The organism is Enterovibrio gelatinilyticus, from assembly GCF_028683095.1.
GTDB lineage: Bacteria > Pseudomonadota > Gammaproteobacteria > Enterobacterales > Vibrionaceae > Enterovibrio > Enterovibrio gelatinilyticus.
The window spans coordinates 201,588-216,877 of sequence record NZ_JAJUBC010000005.1 but is presented as its reverse complement, the minus strand read 5'-3'; the positions used below and the strand labels follow the sequence as shown (position 1 = coordinate 216,877).

Genomic DNA, 15,290 nt, shown 5'->3' with positions numbered 1-15,290 from the left:
AAACGTCTTTTTCTAAACGTCTTGGATTATACAATATCTTTGAGGTCTGTTAGTTGCCCTAATTCTCGGTGCAGCAGATCGTCATTACCCACGTTGAGTTCAACCAGACGTTTTAAATGGCTGGCGCTATCGATATCAATATGATCGATTTGAAAACGAAGAAAGTCATCACGCTCACTGACCAGCAGCGCTTCCATTGTTATCTCAATGTCAGAGTCATGCAGTTGAAACGTGACGATATAGTCTGCATGGTTTCCTTCAGTCCAATCCTCGGGTGTTGCGAGCAGTGCCCCTTTGAGTGAAAGATCGAGCACGCTCGAACTCCAGCTCTGTTCGTTTTGCGTGATGGTTGCGGCAGTTAGGTAGACTACTCGCGAAAACATACGACGTTCTGGCATCGACAAACTCCCAATACACTTTACACCAGTGTAGGAGAGACGATGCAATATCTCTACTCTTGTGTTTCGTCTCCGTGATGCGTCACTCGTCTCGATGATAAGGGGCTCAATAAGATGTCGATAAAAAGAAAAAGGGTCACCGAAGTGACCCTTTGGGTACAGTATGCCCAATATTACTTGGTGACACGCTTGTACTTCATGCGGTGCGGCTGGGCTGCTTGTGCGCCCAAAGTTTGCTTCAACCACTCGCTGTATTCGTTGTAGTTACCTTCGAAGAAGTTCACTTTACCTTCGTCACGGTAATCAAGAATATGGGTAGCGATACGGTCAAGGAACCAACGGTCGTGCGAGATAACCATGGCACAGCCTGGGAATTCCAGTAGTGCTTCTTCCAATGCACGCAGGGTTTCTACGTCCAAGTCATTGGTTGGTTCATCCAGCAGTAATACGTTGCCGCCTGATTTTAGCAGTTTTGCCAAGTGAACACGGTTACGCTCACCACCTGACAATTCACCGATACGTTTTTGCTGATCGCTGCCTTTGAAGTTGAAGCGCGAGCAGTAAGCACGTGCTGGAAGCTCAAAGTTGTGGATACGGATAATTTCCGCACCTTCAGAGATCTCTTGGTATACGGTGTTCGAATCCGTCATGCTGTCACGGAACTGTTCAACCGATGCCAGTTGCACGGTTTCACCCAACTCGATGGTGCCGCTGTCTGGTTGCTCAGTGCCACTCAACATCTTGAACAGAGTAGATTTACCCGCACCGTTCGCACCGATGATGCCGACGATTGCACCTTTTGGCACGCTGAATGACAAGTCGTCGATCAACACGCGATCACCAAATGATTTGGTCAGGTTGTTGATTTCGATAACTTTATCACCAAGACGCAGACCAGGCGGAATGAACAGCTCATTGGTTTCGTTACGGCGTTGGTGTTCGCTGTTGTTCAGCTCTTCAAAGCGCGCCATACGTGCTTTAGATTTAGACTGACGGCCTTTAGGATTCTGACGAACCCACTCAAGTTCTTTCTCGATGGTCTTCTGGCGAGCACTTTCTTGCGAGGATTCTTGTTGCAGACGCGCATCTTTTTGCTCAAGCCATGAGGTATAGTTACCTTCCCATGGAATACCTTCACCACGGTCAAGTTCTAGGATCCAGCCTGCAGCGTTGTCCAAGAAGTAACGGTCGTGCGTGATAGCCACAACGGTACCGTTGTAATCCACCAAGAAACGCTCCAACCAACCCACAGATTCTGCATCCAAGTGGTTCGTTGGTTCGTCAAGAAGCAGCATGTCAGGTTTTTCTAGCAGTAGACGACAGATAGCAACACGACGACGCTCACCACCAGATAGATGCTTAATTTTCGCATCCCACTCTGGCAAACGCAGTGCGTCAGCAGCGCGCTCAAGGGCGTTATCAAGATTGTGGCCGTCTTTAGCTTGGATCAGCGCTTCCAGTTCGCCTTGCTCTTTTGCAAGGGCATCGAAGTCTGCATCAGGTTCTGCGTACGCCGCGTAAACTGCGTCTAGACGAGAAAGTGCACCCGCAACATCCGCTACCGCTTCTTCAACGGTTTCACGAACGGTTTTTTCTTCATCAAGCTTAGGTTCCTGAGGCAGGTAACCCACTTTGATGCCAGGTTGTGCACGTGCTTCACCTTCGATATCGGTATCGATACCCGCCATGATGCGAAGAAGGGTGGATTTACCTGCGCCGTTTAGACCCAATACGCCGATTTTGGCGCCAGGGAAAAAGCACAGAGAGATGTCTTTCAGGATCTGACGCTTCGGTGGCACAATTTTGCCAACGCGCGACATGGTATAAACGTACTCAGCCATTTCTGCTCGCGTTCTCTTGTCACATAAAAGGCTTATTCTATCCCAATCCACCTCAAGTTGCAGGTATCAACGAGATAAATCTGGAGCCTATCCGTCATATGAAATTTAAACGTGAAGGGAACCAATTCGTCGATTAGACAACCAATTCATTAAGGGCAAGAAAGCGAAAAGTGCGAAATTCACCGACTCTGATACCAATATTGGAATGGCGGTGAACTGACTCAATGTGTTACTGGCTTCACTATGACGCATTCAGCAACAGTTAATTTGAGGCATTCCTGCTGCCAGTTTGGTATATAACCAAGAGTCCTGAATGTTCGCATCGCGATGTTACTTGGATATAACGCGCATTCGTGGTGTAACGAAACACTCGTAAGAGTGACATCCTCGAGAGTGATATGGCCGAAGCATGAAAGGTATAGATCACAGATTGAATTAAACTTGGTGAAACCTGAATCTTTGACTGGATTGGGTATAAGCTAAATGAACCAGTGCGTTTTGGAGAAGCATACGGAATGCTATCAACAGAAAAATCAATAATTACAAAAAGCTACAGAGCGTCAGTGAGCGGCATTCTTCGTTTGATTCGTTTGGGCAGTATCACGATTTTTTGTACTTCTCTTCCTGTGCAAGCACTGAGTATGGACGAGCAGCGTACCCGCTATGAAAAGGCCATTGCTGCGGTTGAACGCAATAACGTGGCGACATTCACCCAACTGAAGTCAGAGTTGAAAGGTTACCCCCTTTACCCCTACCTTGATTATCGAGAGTTCATGCGCGGATTGAGCGATGCAGAGGTAGCAGAGGTTGAAGCATTCGTTGGGCGTTATGACTCCTTGCCGTTTAAGAACACGGTGCGAGCGCGATACTTAAATGTGTTGGCAGCTCGCGGGGAGTGGACTGAATTGTTGGCATTTCAAACCACACTACCTCGTGGTGAAAGTTATCAGTGCCAGTATTACTACGCTCATAGCCAAGCTGGCGACAAGGCACTCGCTATGTCCGGCGCGAAGTCTTTGTATTTGTCAGGCTCGTCTGTCGACAATGCATGTAACAAGCTTTTTGATGAGCTGAAAGATCAGGGAAAACTCAATAATAGCTTGGTGTTAGAGCGTATGTTATTGGCGTTTGATAATCGAAATACGTCATTAATTCGATATTTGAATAAGCAACTGACGGGCAGCGCCAAGGCCAGTGGTCAGCAGATTATTGCGCTCTATAACAAGCCTCAAGGTGTCGGTGATTTTGCCAAAAAAAGTAAGGTTACCCCGTTTAACCAACGCCTCACTCGCCTGAGTTTTGAACGGCTAGCGCGAATTAAATCTAAAGATGCTGTGGCGCAATTTACGCGAGTCGTGGAAGGCCAACACTATAAAGCGCTAGAGCGACAAGAAATGGCGGATTATGTGTCGAGTCGCCTAATGTCGACCGACGATAAGGTGTTGGCGAAATGGCGTGACAAATGGCTAAAGCAAACCGCCAACGCCTCTCTTTTGGAGCGTCGAATTCGAGTCAGCCTTGTGGAAGCCGATTGGAAGGGCGTTGAAGGCTGGCTAAATGTGTTGTCAGAAAAAGATGCGAAGAAGCTTAAATGGCGTTACTGGCGTGCACGTGTTGAGCTGGAAAAGGGCAATAAAACACTGGCTGATCAGCTATTTGCAAATATGACGGGTAAGCGCAACTTTTACAGTGTTGCCGCAGCTATGCACTTGGAACAACCCATCGATATTCCTTACCAAACAACGCCATTAAACGTCGAGGCACTGAAGCCTTTTAACCCCGCGCTTGATCGTGTGGCGGAGTTATTGGTGCTTGATAAGGTGGTAGCAGCCAAGCGCGAATGGCAGTATTTGTTGCAACAAGCCGATGTAGAACAAAAAGCCATGCTAGCGGCGTTTGCGTCTGAGAGTAATTGGTATCACCTTTCTGTGCAGGCCACGATTGCGGGAAAATTATGGGGTCACCTAGAATACCGATTCCCAGTTGCTCACCGCTGGTGGTTCGAGTTTTTTAGCAAAGAGCGTGAATTACCGCTTACTACCTTGCTAGCGCTTTCGCGTCAGGAAAGTGCGTTTTATACCAATGCGGTGTCTCCTGTTGGTGCGCGTGGGTTGATGCAACTTATGCCAGCCACAGCCAAAGAAACCTCGAAAAAGCTTGGCTATCGATATTTAGGTAAGAATACCTTGAGCGATCCGGGGATCAACATTCGCCTCGGAAGCGGATATTTAAGAATGGTGTTGGACCGATTTGATGAGAATCGTATTTTGGCATTTGCGGCATACAACGCTGGTCCTCATCGTGCGTCACGTTGGTTGAAAAAATCTGACGGAAACTTGGATGCCATTGCGTTTATTGAAGCGATTCCATTTAACGAAACGCGTGGCTACGTGCAAAACGTACTCATGTACGATATCTATTACAGCAAACTGCTTGGCCAACCTCTCGAGCTACTGCAAGAAGGCGAACTTAACCGCCGTTATTAGGTGGAGAGTCTGTGACGGTTAGTAGCATGAAACGGTCAGTATTTCTGGCCGTTCAACGAAATTGTATTATTGAGAGAAACTCTGGCAGTGCGTAAACTATGCCAGAGTTTTTTCTTCCTACGAGGCTAGTATGCAAGAAACGCCTGAGTATTCTGAGTGGCAAGATGTGCTGGATTTGATTCACAGAGCAATAGATTCAGGGCACGAAGCAGAATTGCTTAAAATGCTGCTGACGCAAGATGAACGCACGTCGTTGATCGCCAGAGTGAACATCGTTAATGAGTTGTTGAAAGGCGAAGTAAGTCAACGTCAACTCAGCCAGACGTTGGGTGTGGGTATTGCGACCATCACCCGAGGTTCGAATGAGCTTAAGCAACTCGATGACAGCCAGAAGGCTTGGTTAGGGGAAATATTAGAAAAATAGGACCGAGAGGTCCTATTTTTTGCAAGCGCTTTATGAATGCGGATGCTAACTATGATTTTACGACAGACTATTTTTCTAATGGCGGAAACAAATCGGGATGCATAAATGGGATAAGCGCTAAGATCAATGCCTGATGATAAACCGAACTTCTTGTTAATAAGTGCCCGGTTAGCATGCCAATCGCGCCGCCTTTTTGTTTGACGTTTTCCTCGTTAAACATCTCATCCATGACATCGCCGAGTTCTTTTCCGGCCTCTAACGCTTTTAGTGCTTGCGGTGGCAAGGGCACAGAAGCAGAGCGCGATTCCCCGACACGATTCGATGATTCAATCACCATCCACGCAAAGGTGTATGGGCTGTCTAGCCCCGCTTCTACACCCACGTAGAAATTCCCATCAATTACCTTCTTCGCGTTGTGTACACGGTTTCGTGCCCCCGCAAGTGTTTCTTCGCTGGTCATGGGCTGATCGGCAACATCGCTGGATACAGAAATACCTTCAAATGTCATATCGTTATCGGGAAAAACAGCGCGAAAAGCGGTTTCTACCGCTGCTATTTTGGCAGGGTTGAGTGATGTGACGATCACTTTTGTCATGGTGCTAGTTTCCTCAACTAAGGCGTTTCTTTGATTTTTCGTTCTGGTCTGAATTGTCTGAGCGAGATGGGCTAAACAACCTAAACGGCAGTGCCAGCAAGCCAGTCAACCAGACGACATGCTTATCCTCTCGCTTCGCTTTAATGCCGATAGTCATGCCGTAATGGCCTTCGTCTGGCTGGGCGCGATAGGTGTGAAAAAGCTTGTCCCAAATAGCAAGATTAAACCCGAAGTTTGAATCACTCTCATAACGATGAATTGAGTGATGAACACGGTGCATATCCGGAGTGACCACCAACACACGCAGCCAGCGATCGATAGCTGGTGGAATCGAGACATTGCTGTGATTAAACAGTGCCATGCCGCTTAGTATCACTTCAAACAAAATCACCGCAACCACCGGTGCCCCAAGCAGGGCAATAGCGGCAATTTTAATGATCATCGACAGCAAGATTTCGAGAGGGTGAAAGCGTGCCCCTGATGTGACATCCAGATCTTTGTCTGCATGATGAACGGCGTGCAAACGCCACAGTAAAGGGATTTGATGAAACAGGCGGTGTTGAAGCCAGATGATGCCATCCAAAGTGATGACACACACTAACACCGACAGCCATAACGGGGCGTTGATGAGATTAAATAGGCCAATACTGTTGTTGGTACACCATAGTGCAAAACCTGCCGCAGCCAATGGGAAGATGGCACGAAGTACGACAGTGTTTAGGATCATCAGCGAGATATTGTTGAGCCAGCGCTTCGCTTTGCTCACGGTAAGCAGGCGCTTAGGAAAAAGCCATTCGGCCAGCCCCATTACCGCAAAAATTGAAAAAAAGGCGAACAGTCGGAAGGTTAATTCCTGCGACTCAATGTATGTCAGCACATGCGCTCCTGCTATGAATGACTGATTATCAGCTTATCACACAATACGGATCTGAATGGCGATCAGAGCAATGCGCGAACTAAACATCGCCCCCCCAAAAAAAAGCAACGAATCCCCAAATATGGCTCTACAAAAACTATGCCTTCACAAAAACTATGTCTTCACAAAAAATCACTCACGAAAAAAATGCGCCTAACAGAGGGAATGCTAGGCGCAACGTACATGTTAAATAACGCGTAATTAGCACTTACCGCATTGCTAATTACCAAACACGTTTGATGGTGATTTTTGCGCCTGGATTAAGAAAACGGTGACGGTAGCTAAGTGCTGATGAAGATAGGCCATCATCTTTTGATAACACACCGGGGTGAATACGGATACGATCCGCATCGTCGCGATCCGCATTAAAGCCTTCGCCGTTTGCTGCTGGCCCAGGAACAGAACCTTGCGACTCGCTGTTGGCCTCAGTGCCTGCATCCCAAACAGGCAATGTGAGTGTGATGCTCTGGCCTGGCTTGAGTTTTCGTAAGTTGATACCGGACTTTGCGACGAGTGCATCGTTGGTGTTAACCAGCATTGATGCCACAGATAGGTAGCGCGTTTTAGGGTTGTTTAATTGCAGAGTAAATGTTTCTGAAGCGCCGGGAGCAAGCGGTGCGGTGCCTGATGTTGTGTCTTCAACAGAGCGACGCTTTGAATACGCCATAACATCACTGTTGTCACCGCTTTCTGCTAGCTTTTCTAGGGCGACAGAAACAGGTTGCCCGACTTCAAAAAGTTCGAAATGTTTACGGTGAGCGACCAAGGTAACGGGCGACATTGGTTGCGCGTCAGTCAGATTTTCTACCGTAACCGTGTACTCTTTTTGCAAAGGACAACCCGCCAGTACCAGCGCGGTTAACCCAACGAGAGATAAGCGAAACATAGTACGCCCTCCCTTAATAAACCGTGACGGTAATGATGGCAACCGGGTTCAACCAACGGTGTTTGGTGCTATCAAAATCACTGATACCGCCCGTGGCGTTGGTATCGCCAAGGTTACCGGGATGAATATGAACATTTCCATTTGCGACTTCACTGTCAACGCCTGTCCCATTCGAACCAAAGGTGATAAAAGGAGGGGTAGGGACATTGGCGGCCAGCTCATCATTCGCTTCCGTGCCTGCATCATAGCCATTGGCGTTGATGACATAAGTGCCTTTCTTACGCGGGATTTTCCAGCTGTCGACGCCGACGAATGCATCGTTTGAGGGGAGTAACATAGCCGCAATTGAAAGCACATCACCGTGCTGAGTATAAAGATGCGTCGAGGCGGTTTCGCCCGGCGCAAGAATGCCTTCAGCAGGATTGGAGCTGACGGCAGCGCCCGCGCTCAGCGCAAGATCTTCTAATCCGCTGATATCGCCACCTTCGGCCATGGCTTCAACGGCGTCAGAGGCAGGTGTACCAGTTTGAAACAGATTAGCGTCGTCGTGGTGAGCGGCAACAATAAGGGGGGTGAAATAAATGCCGTCAGTCGCGTTTGTAATGCTGACATCGATGTTGGCGGCATTGGCATTAAAAGCCGCGCCCATTGCGATGGCTAAAAGTAGTGGTTTCATATTTCGCTCCATGTTGAATGAAAGGCTCAAATACATTGAGTTATTCAAAGCATGGCGTGGAAAAGTATCGAAATGGTCTCGAACTTCTTGCGAAATTCTCACAGAATAATGTCAAATTCATCAGGTGCATATTGCGCCATGTATGGGGTTAGCCTTTATAGGCTCAGTACCGTCGAGGTGACATTAGGGTGGCGCGGTTTATCTAATGCATTTAATGATTTACTTGTGGCACGCGTAAGTCTAGAACATAAAAGTAAGAGGGTGGCACTCTCAGTCTTGTGTCCGAAGGTTGCTGGATTAGGCGCGACTTTTTTTGTTCGTATTCAATTCTACATGTGTCACTACTCGGTTACGGCCTTTCTCTTTTGCGATGTAGAGCGATGAATCTGCAGCCTCAATAATAGACTCTATCGCATCGAACTCAGGGAAGGTCGCGACGCCTGCACTCAATGTAGCGAAAAATGTCTCGGGACCATTTGAGAACGGTGTTTTCGCAAACGTGATTCGAAATTCGTCAATAAGGCGAAGTGCAATATCGGCGGGTGTGTCTGGTAAAATGAGTGCAAACTCTTCCCCACCGTACCGAGCGCAAGTATCAGTTTTTCTGAACCGATAATTCAGTAAGCGTGCGACACCTTTGATCACTTTGTCTCCCACTGGGTGGCCATATCGGTCGTTAACAGACTTAAAGTGATCGATATCTATCATCACAAAACTTAACGGAGACTGGTGCCGGCGTGCTCGCGACAACTCTCGTTCAAGCGCGACTTTAAGGTTCGAGTGATTGAGTAGGCCAGTGAGACTGTCTCTGTCCATTAAAGCACTTAACTGTCGGAAACGTTTGGCGCGAATGGAAACGGCTTGCGTTAGGTGGAGATCATTAATTGGCTTGGTGAGAAAGTCATCCGCCCCGACTTGCAATGCCTTCATCTGTAGTTTTAAATCGGTTTCGCCGGACAAGTAGACAATAGGCACGTTAGTGTGGGACGAGTGTTGTCTGATCACACTGGCTGCTTCTACGCCTGTGCAATTTGGCATGTATAAATCCATGAGAACGAGATCGGGGCTGAACTCGCCAAGTTCATCGAGCAGGTGCTGCGGCTCATCCACGATCAAGGTTTTCATCCCCGCCCCTTGCAGCACTATCGAGTAGTGCTCGGCAATCATTTGCTCATCTTCAACAATCAGTACGCGATATTGGGCGTTGTGGCTCTCCCACAGGGAGTCCAGCACACTAAGAATGTCGTCGTATTCAACGGGCTTATGAAAAAAGGCAAACGCCCCAGCCTTGGCGGCGAGTAGTCGACTGCTCCAGCATTCGGTACTACTTAAAACCACCAAGGGAATACCGCTATTTTTTCGCCAAACTTTGGTGACTTTGCTTAGAAGGTCACACTCATTGATATCAACAATCAAGACGGATGGCGCTTCATTTTTTAGGGCTTCTTTCAAGTCATCCGCAGAATCGAATGACAGCACGTCATATTCGAGATACTTAAGTTGGTCGACCATGTCCTGAATGGTGTTGAGATCATCAGCAAGCATATAAACCAGTTGTTTGGTGCGGCCCTGCTCATGAAGCAGGGTGACTTCACCATAGGTCAGATCTTCAGGGGGTTTGGGGGCAATACTGGCCACATCGTCAATGGTTGCGATGAGGGCGTCGATATCTGTATTGGGCCAAGGGTTCTTCTGGTTTTCAAGAGAAGGTTTGAGCAATACCTCGATGTCACGACCTCGTTCTCCAAGGTCGACAAATCCCAACGTTGTTGCTGTACCAGCTAACTTATGCGCTTCAAGGACCAATTCGTCCAGTTCACCATGTCGCGACTCTTTGTTTTCATGGATCGTTTGCCACAACGTTTTCATTTTGCTGACGCGTTTATTAATGCCTTTGGTAAACTTGGCTTGTTGCTCTTGGAATTTTTTTAATTGAGATGGTCTCATAAGCCTTCCTTTGCCATGAGGCCTTTGATTTGTTCGGCAAGCATCATTGGGTCAAACGGTTTGCTGATCACGCCAATTGCGCCACAATCGTGGTAAGCCTTTACCTCTGAAGGTTGAACTCTAGCCGTCATGAATATGGCAGGTGTTGAGCTCAAATGGGGTAACTTTCGTAAATGTTCCAACGTCGTCGGTCCATCCATATCAGGCATCATGACATCCAAAAGAAATAAATCCGGGTCTGAGAGCGCTGCTTTTTCTAATGCTTCGTTACCGCTACAGCACGACAGGAGTACAAACTCGTCTCCCTCTAGGGCCATTTCAGAGACATCACGAATATCCTCGTCATCTTCAACGTACAGCACAGTAATTGGTTTGTTCATTACATTGCCTTTTGAGGGAAGTTTTTCTTAAGTATAAGACGGACTTCAGATTTGAGTTTGTCGATATTCAAATCTGATGATTTGTGGCGCGATGGGATATTGCTTGGCATCGTGGTTTGTGACGTCACCTCAGAGAGTAAAATGACAGGAATAGCAAGGCTTGAAAGCGAATTGAAAAAGGGCATAAAACGTGACTCACCCTGTGTGACATCGCAGATAATCAACTCAAAACGTTGGTGTTCAATTGCTATCTCTGCTGATTCAAGAGATGGTGAACAGGAAATCTCAATGTCGTTTTTGAATGCATCACGAAGTGTTAGCTTTAAGGCTTGGTTGTTACCTACATAAAGTAATTGTGGTATCGCGTAGTCGGAGTGAGATGCGCGAGTATCTAATGCAGCCAATCGCTTAGCCTCTGATGCATCAATAGGTAGCGTGAAGAAAAACGTCGACCCTTCTCCTCGCACTGAGAAGAAATCGATGCTCCCTTTGTGACCATTGATGATCGCTCGGGTAATACTGAGCCCCAGCCCTGTGCCACCAACGAGCCGTGTCGCGGAGCTGTCTGCTTGAGAAAAGCGCTCAAAAATACGGTCGTGAAACTCTGCAGGTATCCCTGCTCCCACGTCCGTGACTTCAACGCGAAATTGAGTATCTACTTGTAACAAGGTGATGGTGACCTGACTATTGGCGGGTGAATACTTGATGGCATTAGAGAGTAGATTCGCAATGACTTGTTGAAGTCGACTTGAGTCAGCATTGATATAGGCATCTTGGATTTCATTGATATATACCAAAGAGACATGGTGTTGTTTGGCATATCCATCCATGTCGTCAACCGATCGGCGAATAATGGCATTGAGGTTATTACGACTAAACTGGAATGTCATTTGTCCTGATTCGAGTTTTTCGATATCTAGAATGTCATTAATGAGTAGGGTTAATCGTTCACTGTTTCTGAGTGCAATAGTCAGCATTTTTTTACTTTTAGCGGGAACGGAATCTCCGAACTTTCCTAGCACCAACCCAAGTGAGCCGCGTATCGATGTGAGTGGAGTGCGAAGTTCATGGCTGACCGTCGCGACGAATTCACTTTTCATATCTTGTTCTTGTTTTTGGGCCGTGATGTCCCGAATGATGCCAGTGAACATGCGTTTGCCAAGCACATCCATTTGGCTCACAGACAAATCTGCGGGAAACGTGGAGCCATCTTTGCGCATGGCGACAATTTCACGTCCGCTACCGATAATCTTTGCGGGTTTACCATCTAAGTAGTTCTTAATATAGGTATCATGCTGAACAGCTAATGCATCAGGCATTAGGAGCTTCACGTTTTTACCGATCACTTCGTCAGAAAAATAGCCAAACAATCCTTCAGCCGCAGGGTTAAACGTTGCAATGTTGCCTAAATCATCAATGGTGATGATGCTGTCATTCACCGTTTCAACGATGGCTGCGAGTTGGCTCTGACCTGCCTGCCGCTCTGCTTCTACGGTGAGCTTGTTAGCTTGTCTAATTTGTTCTGTGGCGTGATTAAATGCACTCGCCATGACCGCTAACTCGGTTGTTGTTTGTGACACCTCTATGGGGTAACTGCCTATTTTTACTTTGTCAGACAGGTGCGCGATGGGGGCTGCCATTTTTCGGCCCAACTGACGAGCAATGATGGTCATTGGTAACAGTGAAATCAGTGCAAAGACAATAAAGCTAGTTAACCATGGGGTGATCTCATTGAGTAAGTGTGTATAAGGTTCTGATAGTGAGAGAGAAACATTGTAATCGCTTAACAGCATGTCAGAGGTGGGCGTGACGAATGCTGTGGTGCCCATTGTGTTTAGCTTACTGTTTTCGAATGTCCATTGGTGTTTAAAGCTCAATGTGTAGTGTTGGCTAACCTTTTCAAACACTGGCGTGACAAGGGTAGGTAACCTCACATAGGCAATAATTCCGCCTTGAACCGCGCCAAAATAGAGGATGGGCTCAACAATGTAGACGGCGTTATTTTCCAGTTTAACATAGCCTTTTCCCGTGACTAGCGCATCGCTGACAATGCTCGATGAGTACCATGATGGAGGAGAGGTTGATTTGAATATATTTCCTGCGTAGTCAAATGTTTGAGCATCATCTATGGCGTTGTAGCGTGTGAGGTCTTCTAACGCATGCTCGAAGTAATAGTCAGAGCCATCTACGTCAATCAGACTGTTTATTGAAAGCTGGCTTTGTGCAGTGCGGATGATGGATTCACGCTGACTCTTTAATATTTGGTCGATCACTTGCAGGTGGCTTAATGCTTGAATCTTAAGTTCTGCATGAACGTGTTTTTGTATGCGAAACAACTCCATGACAGTGGTCGCACCCACGACGAACAGAAAAAACGTGATCAGCAAGACTAGAATGAGTTTGGTGAAGCTAATGGCGGTACTTTTCATTTTAGTCATTTGCGGATCTGCTCCAAAGGGTGAAGCTTTCCGTTGTGGTAGTGAGTGAAAATGTAGTCGTCAGCTGTTAAGGCATCATGCTGCTGTTTAAATGGATGCAGATACTCTTTCATCACGCCTTTATGTTTTCTTATCTTTTTCATTTCTTGGCGAATGCGAACCATGCTGTTTTCATTTGCCTGCCGAGTTGCCTGTGCGAGTAAGTTCATTAAGTCGTAGGCATGGGCGGTGCCGGACGGGGCAAAAATGTCTTTCGTTGATGATGTGGAGTATTTCCGTTGATACTTTGACGCGAGAGAGCTCACAGCGGGGGAGTCGTTGTCGATAAATGAAATGGTTTGCAGCACGCGTAGGTCGACTTTCTCAAGCGCGTTGGCGGCATTTTTTGCAAACTCAGAACCTGTGATGCCCCAATGGGATACGACGACGGGTGGATCAGGGAGCGTTGATAATACTGAGAGAAATTTTTCACCTTCGACGGCGTTTCCAACATATATGATCACTTCCGCCCCTTGGTCGACCAAGCGTTGAGTCTTGTCGGCAAACTCTTTTTCACCCCAATCAAACCATTCCAAAGACGCGGGTTCAATGGATCGTTTTTTCATCGCTTCGGTTAGGCCCTTGTAGTTGCTTCGCCCCCATCCGTTGTTGACCAAGAGTAGCCCTATATTATTCGAGACGTTCAAGGCGCCCTTAAGGAGAAACTCAGCGGCATACTCATCTCGTACGGAAACTCGGAAAACGAAGTTTGGCTGTCGACCACTATCAACAATAGGGGTGGCGGCGGCCCATGGAGCTAGCATCAGCATATTGTTTTCATGAATGAAATCGAGTTCAGCTAACATGACTGGGCTGCTTATACCGCCAAAAATAGCAAGAAGGTTTGGCTGCGTTGCGAACGTTTTGATGTTGTCGACCCCTCGAGAAGGCACCATTGAGTTGTCTCTGGCGATCAGTTTGACGGGTTTGCCGAGCAAGCCACCTTGTTCATTGATCTCATCTAGAGCCAGTTCAATGCCACGGCGAATTGCGAGTCCGGACAGGGCTGCACTTCCTTGAAGGTCGGCATCCAATGCAACAATTAAGGTGTCAGAATGCGTTTGCTTCCAATCTTCACGTGCTTGAAGTACCTGTTCAACCAACACAGTGCCAAATGCCATTCGGTTGAGCTCTAGAAGGGACTTGAAGGACTTTTCCATGTCATGAAGCAATGCGGGAGAAACAGGAATGACGGCTTGTTGCGTTTTTACTACACGGATGGCTTCTTGCCGTGCGGTATTAACCAATATTTGATGATGTAAAGCGCTTGCTTTAACGGCCTCCATCAACGCGGTTTTGAGTGGGGAGGGTAAGGATTTGAGTTTGCGAGAAGACATCATCATGACAAATGTCAGAAACCCGTGGTTAGTTTCAATGACATGTAAATCCTCAATACCTAGCTTTGCGATGTTAGCGTAAGTGTTTTCTGTTCCATCAATGGCTTTTTGCGTGAAAGCGTCGGCAGTTTGATTAGCAGCAATGGCTATCGTATTTGCTCCCCATGCGTCGAACTGCTCCCGTATCACTCTGCTTTCCATGGTATCGAAGCGTTTGTTATTAAAATCTTCGAACCTCAAAAGCGGAAAATTGGTGATGAGTTGTTTTAATCCTCCGGGCCATAACGCCAGGCCTTCTAAGTCATGGTCTTTTAGATCAGATAACAGTGTTCGCCCTGCGTTGCTGTTATAAACACGACGTGCAGCAGCCTCATCTTTGAATAGGTAAGGCAGATCTAAAATCTGCATTTTCGGGGTTAAATGGGACAATTTGGAGGAAGGCGTTATCGCTATGTCTAATTCGCCTTGCTGCACTTGCGCAATGATCTCCCTATCAAATGTTGATGAAGGGGGAGTTATCACCCTGACAGAGATTTCACCTTGCGTTGTGGTATCAACCAGATCCGCGAAGTGCTCTGCTGTCTGAAGCTCAGCTTTTCCCGATGCACTGGAGAGTGCCAAGGTAAGTGTGATGGTTTCGGCTTTCACTGCAGTTTTCGTGTTTGACTGAGCATTGCGTTCACAACTGGTAAGTAATAGGACCGCCATACCTAGCATTAACATACGCATCATTGGTATTCCCTTATGGTTTCATTGGATTTTTCATCAGCCAGTGCACAAATACCACTTGCACCTATAGAGATTAGAAATAGAACGCATGTTTCGCCAGTGAGACTCTCGGTGTCTAAAAGGGATAGAGAGGCGTGGATGAATGGTTTTCGATGTTAAAGCAAGTGCTTAATCCTGTGTCCTGATTTTCTGGTCTAG

12 protein-coding genes are annotated in these 15,290 nt (G+C 47.1%); 2 read left to right on the top strand and 10 right to left on the bottom strand.

The window, feature by feature from the left end; translation table 11 throughout:
- Positions 1–26 precede the first annotated feature (26 nt).
- On the bottom strand, positions 27–398 hold the full coding sequence (locus LRP50_RS06655) for a PilZ domain-containing protein (protein WP_274163683.1): 372 nt from the start codon (positions 396–398) through the stop codon (positions 27–29).
- 173 nt (positions 399–571) lie between these two features.
- Positions 572–2,239 carry an energy-dependent translational throttle protein EttA gene (ettA, locus tag LRP50_RS06650; protein WP_274163682.1) on the bottom strand — a complete coding sequence of 556 codons (1,668 nt, stop codon included), beginning with the start codon at positions 2,237–2,239 and terminating at the stop codon, positions 572–574.
- A 515-nt stretch (positions 2,240–2,754) separates the two neighbouring features.
- On the opposite strand from ettA, the gene sltY reads away from it, so the two are divergent.
- Together sltY and trpR are read left to right on the top strand one after the other, a co-directional pair.
- A complete protein-coding gene (gene sltY / locus LRP50_RS06645; RefSeq protein WP_274163681.1) occupies positions 2,755–4,725 on the top strand; it encodes a murein transglycosylase in 1,971 nt (656 codons plus the stop codon).
- A gap of 130 nt (positions 4,726–4,855) precedes the next feature.
- On the top strand, positions 4,856–5,149 hold the full coding sequence (gene trpR / locus LRP50_RS06640; protein WP_274163680.1) for a trp operon repressor: 294 nt from the start codon (positions 4,856–4,858) through the stop codon (positions 5,147–5,149).
- 67 nt (positions 5,150–5,216) lie between these two features.
- On the opposite strand, the gene yjjX is transcribed toward trpR, so the two are convergent.
- The 8 genes from yjjX to dctP all read right to left on the bottom strand — a co-directional run bounded on the left by yjjX (position 5,217) and on the right by dctP (position 15,095).
- Positions 5,217–5,744 carry an inosine/xanthosine triphosphatase gene (gene yjjX / locus LRP50_RS06635; RefSeq protein ID WP_274163679.1) on the bottom strand — a complete coding sequence of 176 codons (528 nt, stop codon included), beginning with the start codon at positions 5,742–5,744 and terminating at the stop codon, positions 5,217–5,219.
- A gap of 13 nt (positions 5,745–5,757) precedes the next feature.
- The gene (locus LRP50_RS06630) at positions 5,758–6,609 is read right to left on the bottom strand and encodes a sterol desaturase family protein (RefSeq protein ID WP_420791201.1); all 852 of its coding nucleotides are present in this window, start codon (positions 6,607–6,609) and stop codon (positions 5,758–5,760) included.
- Between the two features lie 274 nt (positions 6,610–6,883).
- On the bottom strand, positions 6,884–7,546 hold the full coding sequence (locus tag LRP50_RS06625; RefSeq protein WP_274163677.1) for a spondin domain-containing protein: 663 nt from the start codon (positions 7,544–7,546) through the stop codon (positions 6,884–6,886).
- A gap of 13 nt (positions 7,547–7,559) precedes the next feature.
- Complete coding sequence (locus LRP50_RS06620) at positions 7,560–8,222, bottom strand: spondin domain-containing protein (RefSeq protein ID WP_274163676.1); 663 nt, start codon at positions 8,220–8,222, stop codon at positions 7,560–7,562.
- A 297-nt stretch (positions 8,223–8,519) separates the two neighbouring features.
- Positions 8,520–10,169, bottom strand: a complete 1,650-nt coding sequence (locus LRP50_RS06615; RefSeq protein WP_274163675.1) for a diguanylate cyclase — start codon at positions 10,167–10,169, stop codon at positions 8,520–8,522.
- On the bottom strand, positions 10,166–10,549 hold the full coding sequence (locus tag LRP50_RS06610; RefSeq protein WP_274163674.1) for a response regulator: 384 nt from the start codon (positions 10,547–10,549) through the stop codon (positions 10,166–10,168). The genes LRP50_RS06615 and LRP50_RS06610 overlap by 4 nt, the downstream gene beginning before the upstream one ends.
- Positions 10,549–12,987, bottom strand: a complete 2,439-nt coding sequence (locus LRP50_RS06605) for an ATP-binding protein (RefSeq protein WP_274163673.1) — start codon at positions 12,985–12,987, stop codon at positions 10,549–10,551. Before LRP50_RS06605 ends, LRP50_RS06610 begins: the two co-directional genes overlap by 1 nt.
- The gene (gene dctP / locus LRP50_RS06600) at positions 12,984–15,095 is read right to left on the bottom strand and encodes a TRAP transporter substrate-binding protein DctP (protein WP_274163672.1); all 2,112 of its coding nucleotides are present in this window, start codon (positions 15,093–15,095) and stop codon (positions 12,984–12,986) included. Before dctP ends, LRP50_RS06605 begins: the two co-directional genes overlap by 4 nt.
- Positions 15,096–15,290 lie beyond the last annotated feature (195 nt).